This window comes from Sneathiella sp. (assembly GCF_036960985.1).
GTDB lineage: Bacteria > Pseudomonadota > Alphaproteobacteria > Sneathiellales > Sneathiellaceae > Sneathiella.
In genome coordinates this window covers 42932-56897 of record NZ_JBALWD010000029.1, presented here as the reverse complement: position 1 = coordinate 56897, position 13966 = coordinate 42932, and the positions used below count along the sequence as shown (strand labels likewise).

Annotated in this window: 15 protein-coding genes, 1 tRNA gene and 1 pseudogene; 10 read left to right on the top strand and 7 right to left on the bottom strand. The window is 46.8% G+C overall.

Annotated elements, in window-relative coordinates:
- Nucleotides 1-276 (top strand): annotated as a pseudogene (locus V7723_RS15185) (diaminopimelate epimerase); the annotation flags it as partial.
- 452 nt (nucleotides 277-728) lie between these two features.
- Here the strand turns inward: V7723_RS15185 and V7723_RS15180 are convergent.
- Complete coding sequence (locus V7723_RS15180; RefSeq protein WP_335685334.1) at nucleotides 729-1241, bottom strand: c-type cytochrome; 513 nt, start codon at nucleotides 1239-1241, stop codon at nucleotides 729-731.
- Nucleotides 1242-1334: 93 nt separating this feature from the next.
- On the opposite strand from V7723_RS15180, the gene V7723_RS15175 reads away from it, so the two are divergent.
- The 5 genes from V7723_RS15175 to V7723_RS15155 all read left to right on the top strand — a co-directional run bounded on the left by V7723_RS15175 (nucleotide 1335) and on the right by V7723_RS15155 (nucleotide 5410).
- On the top strand, nucleotides 1335-1643 hold the full coding sequence (locus V7723_RS15175) for a hypothetical protein (protein ID WP_335685333.1): 309 nt from the start codon (nucleotides 1335-1337) through the stop codon (nucleotides 1641-1643).
- 157 nt (nucleotides 1644-1800) lie between these two features.
- Nucleotides 1801-2358, top strand: a complete 558-nt coding sequence (locus V7723_RS15170) for a cupredoxin domain-containing protein (RefSeq protein ID WP_335685332.1) — start codon at nucleotides 1801-1803, stop codon at nucleotides 2356-2358.
- 62 nt (nucleotides 2359-2420) lie between these two features.
- Nucleotides 2421-4157 (top strand): copper resistance system multicopper oxidase, encoded by a 1737-nt coding sequence (locus tag V7723_RS15165; RefSeq protein WP_335685331.1) that lies wholly within the window; start codon nucleotides 2421-2423, stop codon nucleotides 4155-4157.
- Nucleotides 4154-4879: a copper resistance protein B gene (locus V7723_RS15160; RefSeq protein ID WP_335685330.1), complete on the top strand. Its 726-nt coding sequence runs from the start codon at nucleotides 4154-4156 to the stop codon at nucleotides 4877-4879. The genes V7723_RS15165 and V7723_RS15160 overlap by 4 nt, the downstream gene beginning before the upstream one ends.
- 84 nt (nucleotides 4880-4963) lie before the next feature.
- Entirely contained in the window at nucleotides 4964-5410 is a 447-nt protein-coding gene (locus V7723_RS15155; RefSeq protein ID WP_335685329.1) for a hypothetical protein, read from the top strand.
- A gap of 162 nt (nucleotides 5411-5572) precedes the next feature.
- On the opposite strand, the gene V7723_RS15150 is transcribed toward V7723_RS15155, so the two are convergent.
- Complete coding sequence (locus V7723_RS15150) at nucleotides 5573-5998, bottom strand: cytochrome c (protein ID WP_335685328.1); 426 nt, start codon at nucleotides 5996-5998, stop codon at nucleotides 5573-5575.
- A gap of 10 nt (nucleotides 5999-6008) precedes the next feature.
- Nucleotides 6009-6455 carry a DUF4396 domain-containing protein gene (locus V7723_RS15145; RefSeq protein WP_335685327.1) on the bottom strand — a complete coding sequence of 149 codons (447 nt, stop codon included), beginning with the start codon at nucleotides 6453-6455 and terminating at the stop codon, nucleotides 6009-6011.
- Between the two features lie 83 nt (nucleotides 6456-6538).
- On the opposite strand from V7723_RS15145, the gene cueR reads away from it, so the two are divergent.
- A complete protein-coding gene (gene cueR / locus V7723_RS15140) occupies nucleotides 6539-6928 on the top strand; it encodes a Cu(I)-responsive transcriptional regulator (protein ID WP_335685326.1) in 390 nt (129 codons plus the stop codon).
- 289 nt (nucleotides 6929-7217) lie between these two features.
- On the opposite strand, the gene V7723_RS15135 is transcribed toward cueR, so the two are convergent.
- Nucleotides 7218-8573, bottom strand: coding sequence for an adenylate/guanylate cyclase domain-containing protein (locus V7723_RS15135; protein WP_335685325.1), 1356 nt, complete (start codon nucleotides 8571-8573; stop codon nucleotides 7218-7220).
- A gap of 661 nt (nucleotides 8574-9234) precedes the next feature.
- Between V7723_RS15135 and V7723_RS15130 the strand changes: the two genes are divergently transcribed.
- The 3 genes from V7723_RS15130 to V7723_RS15120 are packed head-to-tail and all read left to right on the top strand — an operon-like array spanning nucleotide 9235 to nucleotide 10974.
- Complete coding sequence (locus tag V7723_RS15130; protein WP_335685324.1) at nucleotides 9235-9438, top strand: DNA-binding protein; 204 nt, start codon at nucleotides 9235-9237, stop codon at nucleotides 9436-9438.
- Entirely contained in the window at nucleotides 9438-9944 is a 507-nt protein-coding gene (locus V7723_RS15125) for a hypothetical protein (protein ID WP_335685323.1), read from the top strand. Before V7723_RS15130 ends, V7723_RS15125 begins: the two co-directional genes overlap by 1 nt.
- Nucleotides 9922-10974, top strand: coding sequence for a tyrosine-type recombinase/integrase (locus V7723_RS15120; protein WP_335685322.1), 1053 nt, complete (start codon nucleotides 9922-9924; stop codon nucleotides 10972-10974). Before V7723_RS15125 ends, V7723_RS15120 begins: the two co-directional genes overlap by 23 nt.
- Nucleotides 10975-10992: 18 nt before the next feature.
- On the opposite strand, the gene V7723_RS15115 is transcribed toward V7723_RS15120, so the two are convergent.
- From V7723_RS15115 to V7723_RS15105, 3 genes are all read right to left on the bottom strand, one after another.
- Nucleotides 10993-12846 carry a 7-cyano-7-deazaguanine synthase gene (locus V7723_RS15115; protein ID WP_335685321.1) on the bottom strand — a complete coding sequence of 618 codons (1854 nt, stop codon included), beginning with the start codon at nucleotides 12844-12846 and terminating at the stop codon, nucleotides 10993-10995.
- Nucleotides 12821-13600, bottom strand: a complete 780-nt coding sequence (locus V7723_RS15110) for a hypothetical protein (protein ID WP_335685320.1) — start codon at nucleotides 13598-13600, stop codon at nucleotides 12821-12823. Before V7723_RS15110 ends, V7723_RS15115 begins: the two co-directional genes overlap by 26 nt.
- A 147-nt stretch (nucleotides 13601-13747) precedes the next feature.
- A tRNA-Lys gene (locus V7723_RS15105) sits at nucleotides 13748-13823 on the bottom strand.
- Nucleotides 13824-13966: the final 143 nt, after the last annotated feature.

The following is a 13966-nucleotide window of genomic DNA, read 5'->3' as shown; positions in this document are numbered from 1 at the left end:
AATGTCCATTTTGTTCAAGTAATAAGCCAACACCACATTAGGCTGCGTATTTGGGAACGCGGTGGGGGCATTCCAGAAGGCTCCGGATCATGCTCATGTGGCGCAGCAGTTAACGCGATACGTCGCGGTTTTGCTTGTAGCCCAGTTGCCGTAGAGTGTGACGGTGGAACTGTATCCGTAAGTTGGGATGGAAAAACAGGTGTGATCCTCTCAGGTTCAGTGGAAACTATTTTTACTGGCATATGGGAGCCAAATTCTGGCATTCTGTTGGAATGAGCAAAATCCCAAAAAGCAGGCATTAGCGGCATCGCAGAAAATCGGTGAAGATGGGCTCAGAGCTGACATTAGACATCTTCCCTCAATGTCGCCTGTTGGCACAAAGCAGACTCTTTGAGGTCGGCGAGTTTATGTCCGAAACTGTGCAGATAACGGAAGTTATTTCTGAGGAATCTGAAAATACAATATCGATGTCCGGTTTGAGGGGCAAAGCAGACGTGTTTTTAAACTATCAAAAACAGCCGCTAATGACCCACAGCGGACATTTCATTTGTAATAGACACTCTGGGCAATGCCTTTTATTTCATATTCCCTTTTTCGTTCGATTATTTTGATGGTAGCAATCAGCCCACTTTTTTACGGAATATAGGTGTCGACATAACTACGATGTTCAACCGCCGTCTGTTACTATGACTATAACGCACTAAATATTCCACAGCTTGCGTCAATTACTACTGTTTTTCTTTTCTGGCGGAGGAAATCTTCTGTTGGCGTTTTCTGATAGTTTCCGGCCAGCTATCTTTAATATACGCCAAGACCGCCCATATCTCCTCATCTGTTAGCATTTCTCCAAATCCCGGCATGCCGCTCTTAAAATTGCCTCCGATTACACTTTGTCCCCCCTCTTTTGTATAAGCGAATAATAATTGATCATCGTGATGCCATGTGTGGCCACTTTCATCATGAGGCGGTGCCGGCATTGTGCCATCCGGTTTAATGGATCGCCAATTTGGTTCGCCTTCCAGATTTTCGCCATGACACGATGCGCAATTTGCACCATAAATAATTCGTCCGGTTGCTATTTCTTCCGATGTAGCGAACGGCGTTTTGACAGTATGGTCGTTGGCTATCGGCATACCTATGGGGATTGTTTGGACCGCAAAGAAAGTAACAATCGATAGTATGGTGCCGACAAGAATACGTGTAGCTCGTTGAGAAATAAAATTTTTTATCTTGTTATCCACGAACGTTGATTTATATGTTATGGAAGATCAGCGTTGAATATAGGGTTAAACTTGAAAAGCACTAATGGAAATTTAAACTGGCGTTTGAGAGGGATGAGTTTTTTCGTCGCTCTGTTCTTTACGTTCAGTGTTTTTTCCATGATGCCGGTCTCAGCTCATCATGCTGATGCAGATACTCAAACTCATCATGCTGTCTCTGTTGACAATCACACGACGTCAGACCATCAAAAAGATGGGAATTTTCACGTTGAACATTGCGGTGTCGCTTCATGTTCAATGTCATTGCCTGGGTTCTTCACCTATGCCTCAACAATCTTCGGTGCGAAAGTTCTCTTCGAAGTAAATGCATCGCAGCTGACGTCACTCCATCTGTTGCCCACTGATCGCCCCCCCATCAGCTAATTCGATTATTTAGCATCTATTGGTCGCTGTTCCTAAGAACAGGACTGACTGATTGCTATGACCTGAATTTCTCAATACTGAAAATTAAACCTTTCTCCGTCAAAAACACTTTGGCGCTTTATGCCCTGTTTTCGGAGATAAGCTTAGGAATCGAATTATGAAAATTAAGCGTACCATTTTATCCAGTGCCGCCAGCATCACCCTTTTAGCTGCTCTTACTTTTGGTTCAGCTGTTGCTTTTGCCGCAGGTAGTCATGATGAAAGTCATGGGCATAAATCAGCAATCGGAGCGCCTGGTGAAGCTTCGGAAGTTTCCCGTACAATCGAAGTCAAGATGTTTGACAACTATTACGAACCAGAAGAAATTTCGGTGAAAAAAGGAGAAACCGTTCTCTTTAAGATCACCAATGCGGGTGAATTTGTTCATGAATTCAATATCGGTACCGCTGAAACCCACGCTGCTCATCAGGAAGAAATGATGATGATGGTCGAACATGGCGTTTTGGAAGCTGATAAAATCAATCGCGAAATGATGAAGATGGATATGGGAAATGGGAAAACCATGGAACATAACGATCCGAACAGTGCTCTGCTAGCTCCGAAAGAGGCCGCCGAGATCTTTTGGAAATTTGCCGATGACGGTGAACTGGAATTTGCCTGCAATGTCCCCGGTCATTATGACGCCGGGATGATGGGCGAGCTAACTATCCAATAATGAGACATTGCGCGGCTCGATACCCGGTCGCGCATTCTTTTTCTGTAGCAAGGAAGCGAAACATGAAAAAATCCATAATGCGTGTCTTCCGCTTTGGCCTATTGGCTAGTATCGGAGCCGTTTTACTTCCGGCAATTTCATCTGCCGGGACATATAATTTAACAGTCGATAGAGTACAAATCGACACGGGTGAATTCACCAAGGAAGGCATTGGTTATAACGGCAAGTCTCCCGGACCGGTTCTTCGGTTTAAGGAAGGGGAAGACGTCACCATCAATGTGACGAATACAATGGATGAAACCACGTCTATTCATTGGCATGGCCTTATTTTACCGTACCAAATGGACGGCGTTCCAAAAATCAGTTATCCCGGAATAAAGCCCGGCGAAACCTTCACTTACAAATTCCCGATTATTCAAAATGGGACCTACTGGTTCCATAGTCATTCCGGCTTTCAGGAGCCAGATGGTGCTTATGGGGCGATCGTCATTGAACCCAAAAAGAAAGAACCTTTTCGGTTTGACCGAGATTATGTTGTTCAGCTTACAGATAAGCATCCTCATTCCGGAAAACGTATAATGCGGAATCTGAAGATGGCGGCGGATTACTACAATCGAAAACAACAAACTCTCGGTGATTTTTTCTCCGACGTCAGTAAGAATGGGTTTAATGCAACAGTTACGGACCGGATGGACTGGGGCAGTATGCGGATGATGGCGTCCGATATTGAAGATGTTCAGGGATTTACGCCGTTGATCAATGGCAAAGGGCCTGAGCAAAACTGGACGGGACTGTTTAAGCCCGGAGAACGCATTCGGTTACGTCTTATCAACTCGTCTGCCATGACCTATTTCGATATGCGGATACCGGGTCTCAAAATGACCGTTGTCGCGGCCGATGGAAACCATGTGCAACCGGTTACCGTGGATGAACTTCGGATCGGTGTTGCCGAAACCTATGATGTCATTGTCCGGCCTAAAGAAGATAAAGCTTACACCATATTCGGTGCGAGCATGGGAAGAACAGCCTATGCCCGCGGCACGCTGGCCCCACGTGAGGGGATGACGGCGGCAATTCCTGAGATGACAGAACGCCCCTTACTCACCATGGCTGATATGGGGATGGACCACGGCAATATGGCCGGTATGGACCACTCCAATATGAAGGGAATGGATCATTCATCCATGATGAAAGGCAGCGAAGGTTCCTCTATGGAAGGCATGGATCACTCCAACATGAAGGGTATGGACCATTCCAATATGAAAGGTATGGGATCTGATGAGGATAATTTCTATGCCAGTGGAAGCGGGTTGGCACCAGCTGCAGCTGACGGTGGAAAGTTCCTGTCCTACGCGAACCTGAAGGCACAGAAACCCCTCTACCCGCATCGCGAGGCGACTCGAGAAATAGAACTGCGCCTTACTGGTAATATGGAGCGTTATATATGGTCAATAAATGGTGTGAAGTATGAAGATGCCGAACCGGTCAAACTACAATACGGAGAAAGAGTCCGCTTTAAGTTTGTTAATGAGACCATGATGACCCACCCGATGCATTTGCATGGGATGTGGAGCATCCTGGATGTCGGTGCGGGTAAATGGAACCCGGCCAAGCATACGATTAGTGTCGCGCCGGGTACAACCGTCTATTCCGAGACTGAAGTAGATGCGGCCGGTCAATGGGCATTCCATTGTCATCTATCATATCATGCGGACGCGGGCATGTTCCGCAAGATCGTAGTCGAAGGCGGCCCGAAATCTGCAAGCAATACCACACCTGAAGCAGGAGGTTTGGAATGAGTATTTTTGCGAGAGGCTTTTCAAAAGTGGTTATTAGCTTAGGTATTTTGCTTCCTGCCGTGGCTACCGCAGAAGAGCCAGCCAATATCTATTATGGCTTTCAAATGGAGGAGTTTGAGTATCGCTATGGTGAAGGTGGAGAAGAGGTCTTCGCATTTGACGGCGATGCTTTCGTCGGAACAGATGAACTGAAGTTGCGTTGGGAAGGCAATGGGGAATATGACTTGAATATTGAAAAATTCGAAACCCTCTCTAACCAACTATCTTTGCAAACTCCGATCTCTGACTTTTGGGATATCAAGGGCGGGGTGAGGTATACAAGCCCTGAAGGGCCAGACCGGTGGTATGCGGCTGTCGGCTTAAGCGGCCTGGCCCCTCAATGGTTTGAGGTCGATACTAACTTGTTTTTGAGTGAGAAAGGCGATTTCTCTGCTGATCTTGATGCCGAATATCCGGTGCTTCTCACCAATTACCTGATCCTGACAACTTCGGCCAGTGTAGATGTCGCTTTTTCAAGTGATCCGGAAATCGGCGTTGGCTCTGGCGTAAATAGTGTGGAGGCTGGATTGAGGCTTAGCTACGATGTTTGGGATCGCACCTTCTCCCCGTATGTCGGTGTCGTCTACGAGCGCAAATTCGGACAGACCGCCAACTTTGTCGAGGCTGAAGGTGAAAGCGCCGATATATGGTTTGCGGTTATAGGCGCAAAATTGATGTTTTAACAGGATGTGAACATAACGCAGCAAGCCGGAAGGAATATTGAAGTTCCTTCCGGATGCTGTATTTTCAAGATATAGGAAACTACAATGGCTAAATTACTTATTACTTTCCTTTTTTTTGGTTTGATGACCAGCACTATCACCGCCGCTCAGGCAGATAATTTGATCGCTGATTTTCAGACGGCCCAAATTGATGACGCTCATCTCGAACTTGAAGAGGACGAAAAGACCGGAGTCTTGAGTTTTCGAATTACTAATCAGGCCTTAAGCAACCTGACAATTCTCGGTGTCGGAGGCCCAAATAATGGGGAGTCCGCAATCTTGGTACGGATTGATGACACAAATTATGTGGAGTTGGATTCGATTTCCCTCGGCCGAGAAGAAACTCTTAATCTGACGACGTCTCATATATTCATCAAGATGTCCGGCTTTACCGAGCCAATTTCAATTCATGAAAAAATCAAGCTGGTTTTGCGTCTTTCCAGGGGCGAAATACCGTTTGAGGCGCACGTTAAATCCCCAAAAATTTATTAGGCGGGCCGGGCCATCATAACGAAAATTGTTAATATCCAACTAGTGCCTATTCATAATGTTCTGATCCGCCAGAATAACGACGTCAATTGCCTGAAGGGATAGTAATTCTGTCCTTTCAGGTGTCTTCATTTTTCCGATTAATCCACTTAGTATAAATGGCCCCTAATTTATCCCATTTGCACGCTGTAATTCACGAACGAAAGTGATAATATTTTCTATTTCAGCCTTCGTAATGCCGCCCACTGGTGGCATATTTCCGAATGGCCAATGATGTGCACGTACGCCGTTCTTTGCAGCCATGACAAAGCTCATATCGCCATGATGATTAGGTTCATATATCCGGTGAATGAGTGGAGGCGCCTTACCATCCCGCCCTGCTGCATTAATACCGTGGCAGGAAGCACAATTAGTATCAAAAGCTTTGTTGCCCGCTTGCGCCCTGGCCGTCAATACTGGTACTTCGACAGCAGCAAGTGGGCTTCCCGGCTTATTTTCATTTTGACCAGAAGTGAGCCAGAAGTAGCCTCCCGCAACAATCAAAGCCACAATCAAAATGGCAAAAAGTTTGTTATTACCCGATAAATTCATCGAATTCTCCTTAGTGGCAAGCCTTGCCCAATGCTTTCAGGCGCCAGTAATTGTATGGAAGTGGTGTTATGAATCCGGCGAACCACATAAGAGGCAGAACCCAAAGCGTGAGCCGCGCACCGCCCGTTAAAAGATAATCAATAAAATTCATGGAAACTTCCATTGAGATCATTGAAATCAGGGACATGCCAATAGCGGTTTTAAACGCCAAATTGAGCACCATTTGCCGCGAAAGAATAATTGTTTCCAAGGCGATGGAGGTCAACAATCCGTTGATAATAGCCAGTACCATAATAGCAAGCGTCGGCCAAGGTATCCCGGTAAATTGAAAGAACAGGATTGTCCCCATGTCACCAATGGAACAACCAAGTAGGCACCAAAGAGTATTGGCGGAGGCGCGCCTCCAAGTATGCCGACAGTTCCAGCTAATTCCAACAACAGTATCTGCGAAACTCATTCTAACCTCGTATACTTTAGTGAATTGACTTACTTAAGGAAATTTGTAAGGCTTCCAGTTACTGGAAGGTCAAGAGGAAAAATATGTACAGTATTGGCGATGCTGCGAAAGCAACTAATTTACCGACAAAAACTGTCCGCTATTACGCAGACATCAATCTCGTTAAGGCAAGCGGGCGCACTGATAAGGGCTACCGTCTTTACAGCGACAAGGAAATAAACAAACTTATTTTCACCCGACGTGCCAGAAGCTTCGGATTTTCAGTGCAGGAATGCCGAGAGCTCCTTGACCTTTATGAAAACCGGGGTCGATCAAGTCGCGATGTCAAGGCCATCGCTCTACACCGGATCGCGGAGATCGAAGAAAAGCTAGTCGAACTCCACTCTCTCCACGACGAACTTTCTCACCTTGCCGAGACCTGCAGTGGAGATGACCGACCTGATTGCCCGATTATCAATGGTCTGGCAAAATAGAAAGTCGTGATTTTCTCCTGAATGAGTACAAACCGCTGGCACCGGATTTGCCTCAACAACGAGGCATCCTAGTTATAACCCTTTGATATATTTACGTTGGAAAAATGCAGCGGTTTCTCAGCGGATTTCCGTCAACTGGCAGTTTGGGGCTACTTCCTGACAAATAGCGAAACTAGTTTCCGAAAACAGTAGATGTCTGCTTATGGCACTTAACGGACGTGTGGAGACACCTTACTGAACGTCTGCTAATGACCCAAAGCGGAAGTTCTCTAGCGCTTGGAGACGCCGGTTATAAACTCGCCGTATAGACCCGCCACATGCCGTCCACACCCTTTAGCTGGTGCTCTCCGCGATTGCTCATGATTACCGAAGAACCCATAAGCATGTCTCTTACTGTCTGGGATACGAGAACTTCTCGGCTTATTGCTAAAGCCTGAACGCGTGCCGCTATATTAACTGCGATACCAGAAATATCACCATCATCGTGGACTTCTATCTGCCCAGTATGTAAGCCAGCGCGGATGGAAACACCAGTAGACTCAATGTCGCGTGACAGTTCGAGGCCAGCGGATACGGCAGAAATGGGATCGGGGAAAATTGCCAATGTCCCATCGCCAGTGCTTTTGATAACATCTCCGCCGTGGTCTGCCACCCGCGCGGCCGTTATGGAATTGTGTAATTCCATTATCTTGCGCCATCCGCTATTGCCAAGTTCACCGGCGTGTTTTGTTGAATCGACAATATCCGTAAACAAGACTGTAGCCATTTGTTTGCGGGCACCTGTCCCTGGGCGTGAGCCAGTAATAAATTCAAGAAGGTCGTTTCCAGACTCTCGCCAATTAGAGGTAAAACTCCACAAATGGTCAGGACTTTGCCATTCGACAAACTTCGCGCCCGGTATAATAGACGCAATGGCCCGGCCGCAAGCAACGTGTGCGACCAGATCGCCAACTGAATGACAGACCAGAGTTGGTACTCCGATCTTTTTCGCTAAATGAACAATGTTTAGATTATCAAATCCTCGCAGCATTGCTGCCATTGCACCCAGGCTGCTGGATTGGCGTTCAAACTTGGACCACCAGCGCGCCACACGTGAATCTAATGCCACTGACGGAGCGAATTTTTTCAACCGTAGATTATTGGATTGCCCCCATGATCTAATCAATTCAATCCAGAACTTTCTACTTTCAACAGCGGTATTGAGTTGCTCTCCTTCCTTTAGGAAGCTGGAGAGAATTTCACGTTTAAAGCCAATATTTAGAGTCCCGACAAGACAAAGCTTTTTTACTCGATCAGGATGGTTAGCGGCCAGGGCCACACCGATCACAGCGCCTTCACTTTGTCCAACTATATTCACAGATTGCAGGTTTTCGGCGTCCATAACGGCGAGCACATCGCTGACATTTTCTTCAAGCGTTGACGGCTCTAGAACCCGGTCAGAAAGACCAACGCCCCGTTTGTCGATCAATATCATTTGACAATGTTGGCCAATCCAATCAAACGCTCGTTCCCACTCTGCTAAATCCCACATTAGTTCGACGTTACTTACAAGCGGCGGGGTAAACAAAATGACTTGCTCGCCTTGCCCCCAACGAGAGTAAGCGATCGAAACGTCATTATTGCGTACATAGCTAATTTCGGGCATTTTACGCACAGCACCACCTCGTTTATTGTGTTGGGCTTTTTTGGTTAATTAGTAAAAGCAGTACTAAATAGTATTATCAATAATATGGAAATAACAGAAGCCTAAAGATAATTCCGATAAAGCTGAGGAAGACTGCCGCGGCAATAGCGCTACAATGTCCGCTTGTGGCACAAAACAGACTCTTTTAGAGCGGTGAATATATGTCTGCAACCGAGCGAAAAGCGGAAGTTGAAATCGGGAAATCCAATTTCAGATACTAAATGCCCGTTATGAGGTGACTAAGCCGAAGTCATTTTTGGGTATAGAAAACAGCCGCTGTTGCTACAAAGCCGAAGTGCATTGCACTGTTTCCCGCCAGCATTTACGAGACAAATCACCCCTTATACAATACCACCAATTCATCTCATGATTTCTGCCGCTACCCGGTAGTGATGAAGAGAAGGAATCTGCCTACAGGAGCCCTTACCTCTAATTGAGTCACATCAAAATATCTCAGTGCCACACCTTCTTTTCTTAAGCCTAATTAATTCAATAGCTTACGCCCTCATTTGTTCACGCCTCTCGGCTGTCTGTACACATACTGTCCCCTCATAGAATTGTAAATTTTCTTCATGAACTAACTCGTACTCCCACGGGTTCAGTAGAAAAGATGAGGTAAAAAATGTTTGGATTATCAACTGAGAAACTTGCAGCTAGATGGAACAAATCTCCCCGAACTTTAGAACAATGGCGTTGGCTTGGAAAAGGGCCTGTCTTCTTGAAGATCGGAGCCGGAGTTATCTATCCAATGGAAGGTATCGAAAAGTATGAGGCTGAACGCCTCTGCCAGAATACGTCAGGTCCGTTGTCTTCGGAGAAATTCTAATGGGAAAGCGCGGAAATCCAACAAGTATAAAAGGCCATCGTATATATACGGTCTGGGAAGCTGCCGAAGCAGTTCGTAAGCACAAGCAGACAGTAATTCGATGGATCAAGTTTGATGGATTGATTGCCGATACCAATCAAAAACCGTGGTTGGTCACGGGATGGGATTTAAAATTATTCCTGGGCCATAAACGGCAAAAGGCCAAGTGCAAGCTGGCTCTCCACCACCTTTATTGCCTGGGCTGTAGGTTGCCACAGGAACCGGACGGTAAAATCGCCGACTACACCCAGAAAACAGTGACAACAGGCATGCTGACGGCTCTCTGTCCGTCCTGTGGATCTATCATTAACAAGGTGATCTGTCGCAATGATCTTGATGTAATCCGGGCTAAAATCGAGATCACAATCCAGCAAGCGGACGCAAGAATAGTGTCCTCAATAGAAGCCCCCCTATATGTAACCTTAACTGATGAGGCAAAAACCAATGTTAAAACACACATCAAATAACCTGCGGATCAAGCGCAAATACCTTGTCTGGTTAAAGGATGCCAGGGGATTGTCGGAAGCATCCATTGACAAAGCCGCTGCCGTAATTTCTGCTTACGAAAAGTTCCTCGGCAAGAAGGATTTTCGAACATTCCACTCTGAACAGGCACGCGCTTTCAAGCGCTTCTTATCAGCCCGGAAGAATGAGCGCACAGGGGCAAGTCTCTCTCAAAGCTCGATCAACGGTATGTTGCGAGAACTCAAGGGCTTCTATTCGTGGTTAGCCGATCAGCCAGGGTACAAGTCCAAGGTATCATATTCCGACGTTGCGTATCTATCGCCGGGCCGTAAGTCGGAAATAGCCCGTAGAGGTAGCTTGTGGAAGCCTCACCCGTCACCTAAGCAAGTAACGCGTCTGCTACTGTCTATGCCGACAGATACTGTACTACAAAGACGCAACAGAGCCTTGATTGCATTCCTTTTCCTGACAGCTTCACGGGAAGGCGCAGCCATCTCGTTACAACTGGGACATGTTGATCTGGAAAATTCATGCGTGGGATTTGATGGCCGAACCGTCAACACAAAATTCGGAAAGTCGTTCGTCACAGGCTTTTTTCCAGTAGACGAACGGGTAGAGCAGATTGTTCGCGACTGGATCGATGAGTTAAAAACTGACCATCTGTTTTCAGGAAGTGACCCGTTATTCCCGAAGACTGAAGTTGCTGTGGGAAAGTCCCGACTATTTGAAGCAATTGGCATTTCTCGAGAGCCGTGGGCCAACCCATCTTCGGCCGCGAAAATATTCAAGCAGGCTTTCCTGGATGCGGGGCTGCCATCTTTCTCCCCGCACAGAATACGCGATACTATTGTAGAGCTTGCCAAAAAGCATTGTCGAACGCCTGAAGACCTCACGGCATGGTCCCAAAATATGGGGCATGACGATGTGCTCACGACCATCCACTCTTATGGATCTGTCGCTACTGGCCGCCAGATAGAGCTATTCAACAAATTTCGCAAACGCGGTCCGTTGAACAATGGGGATGAAGATTAAATTATGATCGGCAAAAAACTAATCCATGCTCTTTAGAATGACTTCCACTAAGTCAGGTTTCAGTCGATATCCTTTTCCGAGTAGATTTTCGATAAGCTCACTGCCGTGTCCAGGCGCCATACCAGCTGAGAGGCACTTTCTGTTAAGGTTATCTCGAGTGCGTTTAATACTACGTCGAACGGTTTCTTCACTGGCTAGATTTAAACGCTTACAAAGATTAAATGAAGATATTGCCGGGTAATCAAGTAGTTCTTTTCCTTGACCCGCCGCTTTCCGATTTATGTTTGCCAGTTCTAACAGTAAACGATATGACGCATCCGTAACCTCAACTTTGTCGTCGATCAAGAGTATCTTGCGCTTGATATCGAATCTCAGTCGTAATTGTTCAAGGGGGATTTCTATAGTACTCTCTGCAATGGTCGGGCTGAATAGTTCCCGGCCCTGCTTCCGCTTTATATCACCATATAGGGACGGCAGGCTATTGACCGAGAACGCATCGGGTTCATCGCGATCCGCAAATTTGTTCATTACGGAGATAATTCCGGCTCCATGACGTTTGAGAAGGTTGGATATTAGCTCCAAGGCCGTACCAGGTTTTTCATCAAGATATTGAATAACCGCAAACACAGTAGGAAAGTCCTGCTCCAGTTGTATTGAAGATAATGTGTCAAAAGCAAGAGCGCTGCGAACATATGACAGCGCAACTTCCTTATCCTGAACCGCTTTTCTCGAGCCCCTCATCAGATCGACAAAATACGCTTCTTCCGGATCATACCGTTCTAATCCTGCTGACAATATAGCGAACCGGCGATCGATACATTGGGAGCAGCGTCCACAATGAGGGTATTGCTTCGTCTGATTGTGAACATCGGCACAGCTTCTCGTGTGGGCAATCTGGTCGGCCAAACCGAGGCGAGAGATTTTCTCGACGACTTCTTTTTTCGTGCGCCAGAAAAACGGATTGTCGACCCGCAGCGGTTTACTAAAAACATGACTGAAGAAGGAGCCAAAGCGGGTAAGCGTCTGCGGATGCGTCGTCCGAGTGGCCCGCGTTCCAACAACATTCCCCACGGGAGTAAGATTGAGGCTGACGACGCCGTTTTCATAAAAGGATATCCTGTCTTTGCCGAATACCGTTGCGATAGTCATGGCGAGAGTTGCAAACAGGAACGATCTTGTTCTGTGCGTCCCCTCATTATTCGTTCCGGCCTTTAACTGCACTTTTGTCTGGAAATGTTTCAGGTTCTTTGTTCCCAACTTATCAGCCATAGCTTTCTGCAAGGCGTGTTGTATGGGCTTTATCTTGGTCGCGGAAAAGTGGCTGACAAGTGCTACTTTGTTATTATGCTCAACGATCTCCTCGAGTGCGCCAGCAAAGGAATCCAAACCACCAGAAAACAACATCACTGTATCCGGCGTCCAGGCTTCCTCATCGCCAAAATGAAAATAGCGTTCTCGTGTCTGCGGTTTGTCTGTCAACTTATTGAATGTGAATTCAAACTTATCGCCAGACAAAAACATCAATGTCTCTTCCAGGCTTTGCTTGACCTCTGCTCGCGACCACAGTCCAATATCCCGCACGGGAACGCATACCTTGAACTTTCGGTGCCACTTTGCGCCCATTTTCTGGTCCATCAGCCCTCCGCGGCTAATGCTTGCGTCAATGGCATAGATAAACGACGCAATTTCAATAAGGTCGATGACATGATCCGGAAGTGAGGAAACGAGACTTCTGGTCAGGCTCGCAATTTGGACAGTGACGCCTTTTAAATGGCCATCTATCTCAAACCGCAGTTGTTCATCGCCACTTGCATCAGCAATCGGCTCAAGGCATCTGACATGATGCTCAGGCGATTTCGCGGCGCCGGGCAAGTTCGGACCTCATCTTCTTAAAAGCGTAGCCTGTGAATTTATTAATTGCTGCTTGGTCGAGCTTCTGTTCTTTCCAGACGGTTTTGCCGTACCATCCTCCAGCAAACTCCTCTACGATCCGGGAGGCTTCATTCGTATGCTGTGCCAATGCCCGTTCGAAATCAACGCGGGCAGCATCGCTCGAAAAACGTTTCGACGGTCCAGTATGATTGGCTAGCTCGCGGCTCAGGTAATAGTCCAGGGATTTGTAGGATAGCTTCGCAAAAAACGCTCGTGCCAAATGTGCAAAATTAGAACCGCTTGAAAAAGAGGCCAATGCTTGCCGTATTTCTTTCGGTGTCGGATCAAATAAAGACGGAAGGCAGCTGCGTAATTCACCGGACAATGTTTCCAATAGAGCAAGCCGGGACAGCTCACCTATGTCTGACGAGCGACCGAGTTCAAAAATACTTTGATTTATTGATTTATCTATGTCTGACAAGAAGGCAGAAACGGAAGAGAGCGATTCAACGCTCATATTTAATGTCGACAACACCTCTTCAAATCCAGGCGCGCGGGCCCAAAGAGGTAGTTGCACAAGAAGACTGGCCACGAGTTGGAACACCGGATCGTTTGAAGCACGTTTTAAATCTAGCTCTGACGCCTTTGCCGCTGCCGCAGCCACCTCATCCAATGGTGCGTTCGTGTCGAGCAATTCGACAACATTCCGCCACTTCTTGGATCGCGGTAACGTGCCAAGCCGAATATGGCCCATATCATCCTCCCTCTGGAGGGCACAGCCTGAACAATGAAAGGCTTCGGGTAAAGTGAAATCAGCAATAAAATTGCCGTCGAAGCTTACCTAACGCTTACCTAACGAAATGTGTGTAAGGCGAAACTGTATGTAAGTCATTGAAAAATATGGTGGGCGCTACAGGGTTCGAACCTGTGACCCGCTGATTAAGAGTCAGCTGCTCTACCGACTGAGCTAAGCGCCCCCAGAGACCGCAAACAAGCAGTTCTTGAAGGGTTGAGAATTTACCTGAATGACAATGGCGGTGCAAGAGAAACTGCACTGAACCGCGTAAGCCTACAAAATAAAAAAAGGCGGTCCTAAAGACCGCCTGATTTCAAAATCTGA

Coding starts and splice junctions, on each gene's coding strand:
- V7723_RS15130 (WP_335685324.1), top strand. CDS start 9,235: ATGTTTGGATTATCAACTGAGAAACTTGCAGCTAGATGGAACAAATCT.
- V7723_RS15145 (WP_335685327.1), bottom strand. CDS start 6,455: ATGAGTTTCGCAGATACTGTTGTTGGAATTAGCTGGAACTGTCGGCAT.
- V7723_RS15110 (WP_335685320.1), bottom strand. CDS start 13,600: ATGGGCCATATTCGGCTTGGCACGTTACCGCGATCCAAGAAGTGGCGG.
- cueR (WP_335685326.1), top strand. CDS start 6,539: ATGTACAGTATTGGCGATGCTGCGAAAGCAACTAATTTACCGACAAAA.
- V7723_RS15150 (WP_335685328.1), bottom strand. CDS start 5,998: ATGAATTTATCGGGTAATAACAAACTTTTTGCCATTTTGATTGTGGCT.
- V7723_RS15120 (WP_335685322.1), top strand. CDS start 9,922: ATGTTAAAACACACATCAAATAACCTGCGGATCAAGCGCAAATACCTT.
- V7723_RS15155 (WP_335685329.1), top strand. CDS start 4,964: ATGGCTAAATTACTTATTACTTTCCTTTTTTTTGGTTTGATGACCAGC.
- V7723_RS15175 (WP_335685333.1), top strand. CDS start 1,335: ATGAGTTTTTTCGTCGCTCTGTTCTTTACGTTCAGTGTTTTTTCCATG.
- V7723_RS15165 (WP_335685331.1), top strand. CDS start 2,421: ATGAAAAAATCCATAATGCGTGTCTTCCGCTTTGGCCTATTGGCTAGT.
- V7723_RS15160 (WP_335685330.1), top strand. CDS start 4,154: ATGAGTATTTTTGCGAGAGGCTTTTCAAAAGTGGTTATTAGCTTAGGT.
- V7723_RS15125 (WP_335685323.1), top strand. CDS start 9,438: ATGGGAAAGCGCGGAAATCCAACAAGTATAAAAGGCCATCGTATATAT.
- V7723_RS15135 (WP_335685325.1), bottom strand. CDS start 8,573: ATGCCCGAAATTAGCTATGTACGCAATAATGACGTTTCGATCGCTTAC.
- V7723_RS15170 (WP_335685332.1), top strand. CDS start 1,801: ATGAAAATTAAGCGTACCATTTTATCCAGTGCCGCCAGCATCACCCTT.